Raw genomic sequence first — 11604 nt, forward strand, 5'->3', positions numbered from 1 at the left:
CGCCGCGGCCCGCCGGAGCGCTCGCTACGCGCCGAGGTGCGGGGCCACGCCGGAGGCGAAGGCCTCCATCTGTTCGATGAGTTCTTCCCTGCTCCGGCTTCTGAACCGGACCTGGATCTGGTGCACCCCCATGGCCGCGTACGCGCGCAGCGACTCGGCCAGGTGGTCGGGCTTCCCCGACAGGGTTCTTCGGCCGACGTGCCAGCCGGGTTCGCCCACGTACAGCGGTTCGGTGATCGCGCCGATCTCGATCGGCGCCTCCACCCCCGCCTGCTCCCGCAGCATGCGCAGGCGTGCGATCTGCCGCGGCAGCTCCTCCCGCGGGTCCCCCTGGGGCAGCCAGCCGTCGCCCCGTACGGCGGCCCGCCGTACGGCCGCCGGCGAGGAGCCGCCCACCCAGACCGGTGGGCGCGGCGTCTGCGCCGGGCGCGGGCTCTGCCCGAGCCCGGAGAACGCGAAGCGTTGCCCGGCGAACTCCGGGAACTCCTCGGGCCCCAGCGCCGCCTTGAGCGCGTCGACCGCCTCGTCGAGGACCGGCCCGCGCTCGGCGAAGTCGACGCCGAGCGCCTCGAACTCCTCCCGTACGTGCCCGGCGCCGACCCCGAGGATCAGCCGGCCGCCGGAGAGCCGGTCCAGCGTCGCGTACTGCTTGGCGGTGGCCAGCGGATGCCGCAGGCCGACGACGGCGACATGGCTCAGCAGCCGTACGCGCCGGGTGAGGCCCGCGAGGTACGCGAGAGTGGCCACCGGGTCGTACCAGGTCGTGCCCATGGCGGCGGCCAGCCGCCGCGGGATCGCGACATGGTCGCAGCAGGCGATGTAGCAGAAGCCGAGCCGGTCCGCCGCCCCGGCCACGGCGGCGAGATCGGCCGGACCGGCTCCGGCCTCCCACGGCTCGGCGTAGAGGGTGCTCTGCGACTGGACCGGGAGCTGCATCCCGTACGCAAGACGCCCGGCGGGCAGGACCTGCACCACATCGCCTCCCAGAGGATCGGTTCGGTCGGTAGGTCAGGGGCGGGGCGGACCACGCGCGCGCCCGGTCGGGTCCGGGGCGGAGCCCGTCGCCCGTCGAGGCGGAGCAGAGCCCGTCGCCGGTCAGGGGCCCGGCCAGAGCCCGTCGTCGGTCAGGCGCAGCAGGTCGATGGCGTTGCCGCGCACGATCCGTTCGACGACGTCGGGTGCCAGATGTCCCATCTGGGCCTCGCCGACCTCACGGGACTTCGGCCAGGTGGAGTCCGAGTGCGGGTAGTCCGTTTCGTAGAGGACGTTGCCGACGCCGATCGCGTCGAGGTTGCGCAGGCCGAAGGCGTCGTCGAAGAAGCAGCCGTGGACGTGGTCCGCGAAGAGCTCGGACGGCGGGCGCAGCACCTTGTCCGCGACCCCGCCCCAGCCGCGGTTCTCCTCCCACACCACGTCCGCGCGCTCGAGGATGTACGGGATCCAGCCGATCTGGCCCTCCGCGTACATGATCCGCAGGTTCGGGAAGCGGTCGAACTTGCCGGACATCAGCCAGTCGACCATCGAGAAGCAGCAGTTGGCGAAGGTGATGGTGGAGCCGACGGCCGGCGGTGCGTCCGCGGAGGTCGACGGCATCTTCGAGGACGAGCCGATGTGCATGGCGATGACGGTGCCGGTCTCGTCGCAGGCCCGCAGGAAGGGATCCCAGTCGTCGGCGTGGATGGACGGCAGCCCCAGGTGCGGCGGGATCTCGCTGAAGCAGACGGCGGGGACTCCGCGCGCCGCGTTCCGCCGCACTTCCTCGGCCGCCAGCTCCGCGTCCCACAGCGGTACGAGCGTCAGCGGGATCAGCCGGCCCTGCGCCTGGGGACCGCACCACTCCTCCACCATCCAGTCGTTGTAGGCCCGCACGCCCAGCAGACCCAGTTCCCGGTCCTTGGCCTCGGTGAAGGTCTGGCCGCAGAAGCGGGGGAAGGTGGGGAAGCAGAGCGCGGACTGGACGTGGTTGACGTCCATGTCGGCGAGCCGTTCGGGAACGGAGAAGGATCCGGGGCGCATCTGCTCGTACGTGATGCCTTCGAGCTTGATGTCGTCCCGGGAGTAGCCGACGGCCGTGTCGAGCCGGGTCAGCGGGCGGTGCAGGTCCTCGTACACCCACCAGTCGGCGATCGGCCCGTCGTCGTCGCCGGGCGCTCCCATGATGGGGGCGAACCTGCCGCCGACGAAGGTCATCTCCTTCACGGGCGCCCGCACGATGCGCGGTCCGACGTCGAGGTACTTCGACGGGAGCCTGTCCCGCCAGACGTTGGGCGGCTCGACCGTGTGGTCGTCCACCGAGATTATCTTCGGGAAGCTCTCCATGCCCGACACGGTAGCGCTGATCTGACGGATCGTCAGCTCCCTGTTGAGGGAGGGTTTTCGGACACTTCTCGGTCAACTTTGTGGAGAGTTGGGAGAGAGGGGGCTCTTGGTGACGCGGAAGACCTGCACAAGGCAAACTGGCGTGTGCGACTTGACTTGAGAAGATCTGGGGGCAGCGATGGGACAGGATGTGGGGGGCCGCCCGAACCTGCACTTCTCCGTACTGGGCCCCGTACGGGCCTGGAGGGGCGAGCAGCAGCTCCCCACAGGTTCACCGCAACAACGCGCCCTGCTCGCCGCCCTTCTGCTCCGCCGCGGCCGCACCGCCACCGCACCCGAACTCGTCGACGCCCTGTGGGGCGAGGACCCGCCCGAGGCGGCAGTCGCCGCCCTGCGGACCTACGCGTCGCGGCTGCGCAAGGCATTCGGGCCCGACGCGGACGCCCTCGTCAGCGAATCCGGCGGCTACGCCATCCGGATCGCCCCCGACGGCCTGGACAGCGAGCGGGCCGAACGCTGCGCGGCCGATGCCGAGAAGGCCCGCGGCCGAGGCGACCGGACCGGCGCCGGTGAGCTGATCGACGCGGCGCTCGACCACTGGGACGGCGAACCGCTCGCCGGACTCCCCGGCCCGTACGCCGAGACGCAGCGCACCCGTCTCGAGGAGTGGCGGCTCCAACTCATCGAGACCCGCCTCGACATCGACCTGGAGACCGGCCATCACGCCGAGGCGATCTCCGAGCTGACCGCCCTGACTGCCGCGCACCCGCTGCGCGAGCGGCTGCGCGGCCTGCTGATGCTCGCGCTCTACCGCAGCGGGCGGCAGGCCGAGGCGCTGGCGGTGTACGCGGACACACGGCGGCTGCTCGCGGACGAGCTGGGCATCGACCCCAGCACCGAACTGGGCGAGCTGCACCAGGGCATCCTCCAGGCCGACTCCGACCTGGCCGCCACACCGGCCGGCGGGCAGCGGGGCGACCCCGCGCGGGGGACCGCGATCGTACGGCCCGCCCAACTCCCCGCGACGGTCTCCGACTTCACCGGCAGGACCGCGTTCGTCGGCGAACTCGGCGAGCAGCTCGCGACCGCCGAGGGCCGGATCATGGCCGTCTCCGCCGTCGCCGGGATCGGCGGCGTCGGCAAGACGACACTCGCCGTCCACGTCGCACACGCGGCCCGGGACCACTTCCCGGACGGCCAGTTGTACGTGGACCTTCAGGGCGCGGGCGCCCGCGCCGCCGAACCCGAGGCCGTCCTGGGCGCGTTCCTGCGCGCGCTCGGCACACCGGACGCGGCGATCCCCGACGCGGTCGACGAGCGCGCCGCGCTGTACCGCTCGACGCTGGACGGACGGCGCGTCCTGGTCCTGCTGGACAATGCCCGCGACGCCGCCCAGGTCCGGCCCCTCCTGCCGGGAACGGAGGGCTGCGCCGCGCTCATCACCAGCCGTACGCGGATGGTGGACCTGGCCGGAGCGCATCTGCTCGACCTCGACGTGATGAGCCCGGAGGAAGCGCTTCAGCTCTTCACCAAGATCGTGAGCGAGGAGCGGGTCGCGGGCGAACGCGACGCCGCGCTCGATGTCGTCGCGGCCTGCGGCTTCCTGCCCCTGGCCATCCGCATCGCCGCATCGCGGCTGGCCGCGCGCCGGACCTGGACGGTCTCCACCCTCGCGGCCAAACTCGCCGACGAGCGCCGGCGTCTGGACGAACTCCAGGCCGGCGACCTCGCGGTGCGCGCCACCTTCGAACTCGGCTACGCCCAGCTCGAACCCCAACAGGCCCGCGCCTTCCGGCTGCTGGGCCTCGCGGACGGCCCCGACATCTCGCTGGCGGCCGCGGCTGCCGTGCTGGACCTCGACGTCTTCGAGACCGAGGAACTGCTGGAGTCCCTGGTGGACGCCTCTCTCCTGGAGTCCGCCGCCCCGGGCCGCTACCGCTACCACGATCTGGTCCGGCTCTACGCGCGTGCGTGCGCCGGAGTCACCCATGCCGAAGGCCAGGGGAGGAACGAGCAGCCCCAGGGGGCCGAAGGCCCCGATGAACGCGACGCGGCACTGTCTCGCCTGCTGGACTTCTATCTGGCGACGGCGGCGCGGGTGTACGCACTGGAGCGGCCGGGTGACCGCCTGATCGAGCACGTGCATCACCCCAAGCACGCGGGGCTCGACTTCACGGACCGCAGCGAAGCGCTCGACTGGCTGTACCGCGAGGCGGAGTGCCTCCTGGCTTGCGTCCGGCAGTCGACGTCGCGCACCACTTTGGAGCGGGCGGGCGATCTTCTGCTCACCACCAAGGACCTGGCGGAGTCGGGCGCCAACTCGCGGCGCTACGAGGCAGCGGCGACGGCGATCCGGGATGCGGCCGCGGCAACCGGCGAGAACAAGGTCGAGGGTCGGGCCCTCACGATCCTGACCCATGTGAACAGCATCGCGGGGAGGTTCGACGAAGCCGATGACGCAGCGCAGCGTGCCATCGCGCTGGGGCGCCTGACCGAAGACCGGGTGCCGAGCTGCGAAGCCCCCAACGACAGGGGGATCATCGCGATCTACCAGAGTCGGCTGGAGGACGCGGAGAGGTATCTCCTCCAGGCTCTGGACGCCTTCCGGGCGGACGCCAACGGACCGGGCGAGGCAAGCGCCCTGTGCAATCTCTCCCGCGTCCACCTGGCCACCGGACGTACGGCAAGCGCCATCGAACTCGCCCAGCAGGGCATCGCCATCTACGACCGCATGGGGCTGGCTCTGCGTCTGGCCAACGGCCGGTACGCCCTGGGCATGGCGCTGGGCAACGGCGGACAGACCTCGGAGGCCGTCGACCGGCTCTCGGAGGCCCTCCTCGTTTTCCGCGAGAGCCGGCAGCGGCTCTGGGAGGGCATGACGCTCTTCCGGATGGCCGAAGTGCACCTTGCGGCACGGAAGTCCGCGCAGGCCGCGGCCCACGCCGAACTGGCGCTCGCCGTGCTGCGCGACGTCGGTGGCGAATGGCGGCGCGCCAATGTCCTCCGTGTGCTCGGGGAAGCGCTCGAGGGGATCGGGCAGACGGACCGCGCCCGCGCGTGCTGGCAGGACGCGCTCGTCATCTTCGAGCGGCTCGGGTCGCCGGAGGCCGAGGACGTGAGCCGGCTACTGACACCGGTCGTCGCAGCCTGAGCCATCCGTCGAGTGGTCGGCTCCCATCGAGTGGCGGCCCTGTCGGGCTGCGGCGAGGTTGCCGGGCCCCCGCCCTGCTTACGGCTGCGGACGTTCAGCGATCGTTTATCGCGTGGCGTCATGCTCATGAGTGTCGAGCCGCCGCGGCGGGGGTGGGGCGGATCGACGGGGGTGCCGCACCACTAGGGTGAACGGCCCTGTTGCCCGCCCGGCGACCGACGGGGGAGTCGCCGGACGGGCATCACCACCCGATGCCCCGCAGGAATTCACGGAGTTGAGAAGGATGACCGAGGAAAAGAAGCCCAAGACCGACATCGGGCCGCTGGACAATCACGCCACGGATGCCGACATCTCCACCAAGGACAACCACGCCACCGTCGGCGATGTCCGCACGATGGACAACCACGCGACGGGTGCCGGCAACGGCCGGGTCAAGCCGCTGGACAACCATGCGACCGGCGCTGAGATCGCGCAGGACAACCACGCGACGATCAAGGACCCCAAGTAGTCCAAGGGTCCGGTACGGAGGACGGCCGCGGCGGCGCGGAGGGGGAGCCGTCGCGGCCGTTTGCATGTCGTCATGTTTGCTATCGCGCCAACCTTCGCGCGTTTTGGGCCAGACCTCCCCGGAGCTGAACCCTCCGCCCCCATGATCCGGCTTCATCAGGGGAGAAGAACCCCATACCCCACCAGCACCAGGAGTTCGCCATGTCCCGCACGAAGAAGCTCGCCATAGCGTTTGCAATCACCGCGGCCGTCACCGGCGGAGCCGCGGCTCCGGCTCTTGCCGACAACCACTCCACGGGTGGCACCCCGGTGGCCCCGCAGGACAACCACTCGACGGTGGTGACGCCTCAGGACAACCACTCCACCGTGGTCACCCTTCAGGACAACCACTCCACCGTCGTCACGCCGCAGGACAACCACTCCACCGTGGTCACCCCGTAGCGGCGCCCGTCACCGCGGCACCGGGTCATCACGTCCCTGGTCACCCGGCCACCGTGGCCGTTGGGCGTCCGTCGCCGGGTCACCGTGCGCGCGAGCGGAGTTGGGTCTTGAGCACCTTGCCGCTCGCGTTGCGCGGCAGTTCGGTCACGAACTCGACCTCCCTGGGCACCTTGTAGTTGGCCATCTCGCGGCGGGACCATGCGATGAGGTCGTCGGCCGTCATCGTCGCGCCCCGGCGCCGTACCGCGTAGGCCTTGCCCACTTCGCCCAGGCGCGGGTCCGGGATGCCGACCACCGCCACCTCCGTCACATCGGGGTGACGGGCCATCAGTTGCTCGATCTCCGCCGGATAGGCGTTGAAGCCGCCGACGATGAACATGTCCTTGATGCGGTCGGTGATCCGCAGGTTCCCGTCCCCGTCCATGACGCCCACGTCGCCCGTCCGCAGCCAGCCGTCCGCCGTGATGGCCTTCCTCGTCTCGTCCGGCTCCTCGAAGTAGCCCTGCATGATGTTGTAGCCCCGTACGAGCACCTCGCCCTGGCGGCCGGGCGGCAGGTCCTCCCCCGAGGGGCCGACGACCTTCACCTCCGTGTCGGGGATGGCGCGACCGGACGTGCCGGAGATGATCTCGGGCGGGTCGCTGCGGCGGCACATGGTCACCGTGCCGCCCGCCTCCGTGAGCCCGTACGCCGTGAGCACCGTGGCGATCCTCAGCTCCGAGCGCAGCCGTTCGACGAGTTCCAGCGGCACCACGGCCGCCCCCGTCACCACCAGTCGCAGTGCGGAGAGGTCGTGCTTGGCGCGGGCCGGGTGGTCGAGGATCGACTGGTGGAGGGTGGGCGGGCCGGGCAGGACGCTGATGCGTTCGGCCGCGATGTTGGCGAGCGCGGTGTCCACGCTGAACACCGGTTGCGGGATCATCGTCGCGCCGCGCAGCAGGCAGGCGATGATGCCCGCCTTGTAGCCGAAGGTGTGGAAGAACGGGTTGACGATCAGATAGCGGTCCCCCTCGCCCAGTCCGGCGAGTTCGCTCCAGGTGTCGTAGATGCGCAGCGTCTGGGCATGCGTGACGACCGCGCCCTTGGGCCGGCCGGTCGTCCCCGAGGTGAAGGTGATGTCGGAGGGATCGCCGGGCCGCACGGCGTCCGCCCTGTCCCGTACGGACGCGGCGGACACCGCTTCGCCCGCCGCCAGGAAGTCCTTCCATGTGCGGAACACGGCGGGAGCGTCGTCCGCCAGGACGACCACCTCGCGCAGGTGCGGCAGCCCGGGCAGCGGCCCTTCGCCGGGGCCCTCCCCCGCCGCGCGCCGCAGCGAGGCCACGTACGAGGTGCCGAGGAAGGCGCCGGTGACGAAGAGCAGTTCGGTGCGGGTTCGCTCCAGCACGAAGGCCGCTTCGGTGCCCTTGAAGCGGGTGTTGACGGGAACGAGGACGGCTCCGGCGGTCACCGCGCCGAGCGCCGCGACGATCCAGTCGGCCGTGTTGGGCGCCCAGACGGCGACCCGGCTCCCCGGTTCGACGCCTGCCGCCATGCAGGCCGCGGCGGCCCGCTCGACCCGCTCCCCCAGCTCTCCGTAGGTGATCCGGGTCCGGCCGTCGACGACCGCCTCGCGGTCCCGGTGGCGCTCCGCGGCCGCGCGGACCAGCCCCGGGATGCTGCCGAACTCCACGTCTGCGCGCCGCATCGCACACCCCTCCCGTACAAGTCCCGTACGAATCCCGTGAGAACCCGAACGAACAACCTCCGCAACCGCCGTAGCTGACTGTCCGTCAGATTAGCGGTAGCCTTCGCGGCTGTCAGCAGTGACGGCGGACGGCGGAGGTGGCGATGCCCACAACCCTCAAGGACGCGACGGCGATAGCGGGGATCGGCCAGACCCCGTTCGCCAAACGGCTCCCCGAATCCGAGAGGACCCTGGCCTGCCGGGCCATCATCGCCGCCCTCGACGACGCGGGCATCGCACCGCACGAGGTCGACGCCTTCGCCTCCTACACCATGGAGGAGACCGATGAGGTCGAGGTCGCCAAGGCGATCGGCGCCGGTGACGTCACCTTCTTCTCCAAGGTGGGCTACGGAGGCGGGGGTTCGTGCGCGACCGTCGGTCATCTCGCCGCGGCCATCGCGACCGGTCAGGCGACCGTGGGGGTCGCCTGGCGTTCGCGCAAGCGCGGCAGCGGCCCCCGCCCCTGGAAGAACACCGCCGTGCAGCTCCCGACGCCCGGCCAGTGGACGCGCCCCTTCGGACTGCTGCGCCCCGCCGACGAGATCGGCATGCTCGCCCGCCGCTACATGCACGAGTACGGCGCGACCCGCGACCACCTCTTCAACGTCGCGCTGGCCTGCCGCAACCGGGCCAACCAGAACCCGGCCGCCATGATGTACGAACGGCCGCTGACCCGCGAGATGTACATGACCGCCCGCTGGATCAGCGAGCCGCTCTGCCTCTTCGACAACTGCCTGGAGACGGACGGCGCCCTGGCCTGCGTCGTCGTCTCGGCCGAGCGCGCCCGCGACTGCCGTCGGCTCCCCGTCTACGTCCACTCCGCCGCCCAGGGCCTGCCCGCCCAGCACCACGGGATGGTCAACTACTGGTGCGAGGACCCGCTGACCGGCCCGGCCTGGACCGCGGCCCGGCACCTCTGGAAATCCGCGGACTTCGGCCCCGACGACGTCGATGTGGCCCAGATCTACGACGCGTTCACCCCGCTCATCCCGCTCTCCCTGGAGGGCTACGGCTTCTGCGGACGCGGCGAGGGCGCGGCCTTCACCGAGGGCGGGGCGCTGGAGATCGGCGGGCGGCTGCCGGTCAACACCGGCGGCGGAGGGCTCTCCGAGGCGTATGTCCACGGCTTCAACCTCATCACCGAGGGCGTGAAGCAACTGCGCGGCACCTCCACCGCCCAGGTCCCCGACGCCGCGACCTGCCTCGTCACGGCGGGCGAGGGCGTGCCCACCTCCGCGCTGCTGCTGAGGAGTTGAGATGCACGAGAGGACCACCGAGGGGTCCGGTCTGCTGGCCCCCGCCGTCGACGAGGACGGCGCGCCCTTCTGGGAGTACGCGGCACGGGGCGAACTGCGCGTTCAGGCATGCGGCGCCTGCGACAGGCTGCGCTTCCCGCCGCGCCCGTGCTGCCCGCACTGCCGGTCGTTCGCGAGCATCTGGCGCAGGATGAGCGGCCGCGGCCGGATCTGGTCGTTCGTCGTCCCGCACCCGCCGCTGCTGCCCGCGTACGCCGACCAGGCCCCGTACAACGTGATCCTCGTCGAGCTGGACGAGGACCCGGCGATACGGCTGGTGGGCAATCTGGTCACGGAGCCCGAGGCGCCCCTCGGCGCGGCCGACCCGTACGCGATCCGGATCGGCACCCCGGTGCGGGCCGTCTTCGCCGAACTCGCGGACGGCGTGACGGTGCCGCGCTGGACGGCGGAGCGGCCATGACCGTTCGCACCGAGGTGAAGGACGGCGTCGCGCTCGTCACGCTGGACCGGCCGGAGCGCCACAATGCGATCGATCTGCCCATGGCCGCCGAACTCCGGTACGTATGGCGGGAGTTCCGGCGCGCGGACGACGTACGGGCCGTGGTGCTCACCGGCGCCGGTGACCGCGCCTTCTGCACCGGGCTGGACCGCTCCGCCGAAGTGCCGCAGCCAGGCAGCCCGTACTCGATCGACGATCCGCTGCTGCACGTGGGCCCGAAGGCGTGCGACCTGTGGAAACCGGTCATCGCGGCGGTGGGCGGCATGGCGTGCGGCGGGGCCTTCTACCTGCTGGGCGAGGCGGAGTTCCTCATCGCCTCCACCACGGCCACCTTCTTCGACCCGCACACCACCTACGGCATGGTGAGCGCGTACGAGGCCATCGGCATGGCGCAGCGGATGCCGTTCGGCGAAGTGGCGCGGATGGCGCTGATGGGGACGGCCGAGCGGCTCTCGGCGGGCCGTGCCCACGAGATCGGGCTGGTCTCGGAGGTCGTCGCACCGGAGGAGCTGACCGAGGCGGCGATGCGGGCGGCCGGGGTGCTCGCCTCGTACCCGACGGAGGCCGTGCAGGGGACCGTACGGGCCGTGTGGTCGGCCCGGGAGGCGGTACGCGCACAGGCGCTCGCGGGCGCACCGCATCTGATCGCGCTGGGGAACCTGCCGCCGGAGCGGCAGGCGGGGCTCTTCGCGGAGCGGAGCCGTGACTTCCGCACGCGGTGAGGCCCGGCTGCGGGAGATGGCCCGCGCGGGTTTCGTTCGGGAGAGCGGAGCGGGTTCCGTTCGGGAGAGCGGAGCGGGTTCCGTTCGGGAGAGCGGAGCGGGTTCCGTTCGAGAGAGTGCGCGGGCGGTGCCGACTCGCGCCGCGAGAGCGGTGCCGTCCGCAGCGCGTGTGAACGGCCCTCCCCTGCACGGCACTTGACGACCGCCCCCGCCTGCCGCGGCGCGGAGCGCCGGCTCGCGTGGCGGGCGTACGGCACCGGGCGTAGCGTCGGCAGGGAAGCCTTCCCCCGCCCGCCGCGGGAGAGGCCCGAACGAGGTGGTCCGTGTATGGTCCGCAACCTGCTGGGTTCCGTGCTCGCCCTCATCGGAGCGGCGGTGGCCGTCTGGAGCCCGTTCCACGCCTGGTACGGCGGCCGTGAGGGACAGGACATCCGCGTCCAGGACCCGTTCACGGGGATCACGTCCGCGGTCCCCTCGAGTCTCTACCTTTCCGTGCTGCTGCCGATGCTGGTCGCCGCGGTGCTGACGCTCATCGGGGTGGTGTTGCGGTCGCGGCTGCTGGTGGCGGTCGCGGGTCTTCTGGTCCTCGCGTTCACGTTCCTGTGGATGGTGCGGCAGGGCATGGAGCTGGGCAGCCTGACCGCAGGCGGCGACGGGGGGCTGGGCGCCGGGGCCGGGCTGGCCGTGGCCGGTGGCGTGCTGTTGCTGCTGGGCGCGCTGGTCATGCATGGACGCCAGGGGCGGGCACGGCACGGGCGGGACGGCCCGGAGACGCCGGAGGACGACCTCTACGGAGGGCCGCCGACGGTCGCCACCGACTACAGCGACTACCGCCCGCGCCCGGACGACCCCTGGCCGCCGCAGGACCAGCGCCGCTCCCCGTAGCGGAACGCCGGACGGTGCGGCGGAACGCGGACGGTTCCCGCGTCGAGCCGCCCGGGCTACCGGGTCGGCGTGCGCGTCGCGGTGCACGCGTAGCGGAG

The 11604-nt window shown here is 71.8% G+C and carries 10 protein-coding genes; 7 read left to right on the forward strand and 3 right to left on the reverse strand.

What is annotated here, in order from left to right; genetic code table 11:
- Positions 1-24: 24 nt before the first annotated feature.
- Together ACGFNH_RS18540 and ACGFNH_RS18545 are read right to left on the reverse strand one after the other, a co-directional pair.
- On the reverse strand, positions 25-936 hold the full coding sequence (locus tag ACGFNH_RS18540) for a TIGR03619 family F420-dependent LLM class oxidoreductase (protein ID WP_393655406.1): 912 nt from the start codon (positions 934-936) through the stop codon (positions 25-27).
- Positions 937-1095: 159 nt separating this feature from the next.
- Complete coding sequence (locus ACGFNH_RS18545; RefSeq protein ID WP_393654919.1) at positions 1096-2319, reverse strand: amidohydrolase family protein; 1224 nt, start codon at positions 2317-2319, stop codon at positions 1096-1098.
- Positions 2320-2497: 178 nt separating this feature from the next.
- Here ACGFNH_RS18545 and ACGFNH_RS18550 point away from each other — a divergent pair, with 178 nt between their 5' ends.
- From ACGFNH_RS18550 to ACGFNH_RS18560, 3 genes are all read left to right on the forward strand, one after another.
- Positions 2498-5470, forward strand: a complete 2973-nt coding sequence (locus ACGFNH_RS18550) for a BTAD domain-containing putative transcriptional regulator (RefSeq protein ID WP_393654921.1) — start codon at positions 2498-2500, stop codon at positions 5468-5470.
- A 283-nt stretch (positions 5471-5753) separates the two neighbouring features.
- Entirely contained in the window at positions 5754-5978 is a 225-nt protein-coding gene (locus tag ACGFNH_RS18555) for a hypothetical protein (protein ID WP_393654923.1), read from the forward strand.
- A gap of 200 nt (positions 5979-6178) precedes the next feature.
- Positions 6179-6418 carry a hypothetical protein gene (locus ACGFNH_RS18560; protein ID WP_393654925.1) on the forward strand — a complete coding sequence of 80 codons (240 nt, stop codon included), beginning with the start codon at positions 6179-6181 and terminating at the stop codon, positions 6416-6418.
- Positions 6419-6497: 79 nt separating this feature from the next.
- On the opposite strand, the gene ACGFNH_RS18565 is transcribed toward ACGFNH_RS18560, so the two are convergent.
- A complete protein-coding gene (locus ACGFNH_RS18565) occupies positions 6498-8105 on the reverse strand; it encodes a FadD3 family acyl-CoA ligase (RefSeq protein WP_393654927.1) in 1608 nt (535 codons plus the stop codon).
- Positions 8106-8248: 143 nt separating this feature from the next.
- Between ACGFNH_RS18565 and ACGFNH_RS18570 the strand changes: the two genes are divergently transcribed.
- From ACGFNH_RS18570 to ACGFNH_RS18585, 4 genes are all read left to right on the forward strand, one after another.
- Positions 8249-9400, forward strand: coding sequence for a lipid-transfer protein (locus tag ACGFNH_RS18570; protein WP_393654929.1), 1152 nt, complete (start codon positions 8249-8251; stop codon positions 9398-9400).
- 1 nt (position 9401) lies between these two features.
- The gene (locus ACGFNH_RS18575; protein WP_393654931.1) at positions 9402-9860 is read left to right on the forward strand and encodes a Zn-ribbon domain-containing OB-fold protein; all 459 of its coding nucleotides are present in this window, start codon (positions 9402-9404) and stop codon (positions 9858-9860) included.
- Positions 9857-10621 (forward strand): enoyl-CoA hydratase/isomerase family protein, encoded by a 765-nt coding sequence (locus ACGFNH_RS18580; protein WP_393654933.1) that lies wholly within the window; start codon positions 9857-9859, stop codon positions 10619-10621. Before ACGFNH_RS18575 ends, ACGFNH_RS18580 begins: the two co-directional genes overlap by 4 nt.
- A 327-nt stretch (positions 10622-10948) precedes the next feature.
- Positions 10949-11506: a hypothetical protein gene (locus tag ACGFNH_RS18585; RefSeq protein WP_393654934.1), complete on the forward strand. Its 558-nt coding sequence runs from the start codon at positions 10949-10951 to the stop codon at positions 11504-11506.
- Positions 11507-11604 lie beyond the last annotated feature (98 nt).

The sequence above is a fragment of the Streptomyces sp. NPDC048639 genome (assembly GCF_043199075.1).
Lineage (GTDB): Bacteria > Actinomycetota > Actinomycetes > Streptomycetales > Streptomycetaceae > Streptomyces.

Excerpts from the sequence above, each read along its gene's own strand:
- ACGFNH_RS18540 (WP_393655406.1), bottom strand. The coding sequence starts at position 936 with ATGCAGCTCCCGGTCCAGTCGCAGAGCACCCTCTACGCCGAGCCGTGG.
- ACGFNH_RS18545 (WP_393654919.1), bottom strand. The coding sequence starts at position 2,319 with ATGGAGAGCTTCCCGAAGATAATCTCGGTGGACGACCACACGGTCGAG.
- ACGFNH_RS18550 (WP_393654921.1), top strand. The coding sequence starts at position 2,498 with ATGGGACAGGATGTGGGGGGCCGCCCGAACCTGCACTTCTCCGTACTG.
- ACGFNH_RS18555 (WP_393654923.1), top strand. The coding sequence starts at position 5,754 with ATGACCGAGGAAAAGAAGCCCAAGACCGACATCGGGCCGCTGGACAAT.
- ACGFNH_RS18560 (WP_393654925.1), top strand. The coding sequence starts at position 6,179 with ATGTCCCGCACGAAGAAGCTCGCCATAGCGTTTGCAATCACCGCGGCC.
- ACGFNH_RS18565 (WP_393654927.1), bottom strand. The coding sequence starts at position 8,105 with ATGCGGCGCGCAGACGTGGAGTTCGGCAGCATCCCGGGGCTGGTCCGC.
- ACGFNH_RS18570 (WP_393654929.1), top strand. The coding sequence starts at position 8,249 with ATGCCCACAACCCTCAAGGACGCGACGGCGATAGCGGGGATCGGCCAG.
- ACGFNH_RS18575 (WP_393654931.1), top strand. The coding sequence starts at position 9,402 with ATGCACGAGAGGACCACCGAGGGGTCCGGTCTGCTGGCCCCCGCCGTC.
- ACGFNH_RS18580 (WP_393654933.1), top strand. The coding sequence starts at position 9,857 with ATGACCGTTCGCACCGAGGTGAAGGACGGCGTCGCGCTCGTCACGCTG.
- ACGFNH_RS18585 (WP_393654934.1), top strand. The coding sequence starts at position 10,949 with ATGGTCCGCAACCTGCTGGGTTCCGTGCTCGCCCTCATCGGAGCGGCG.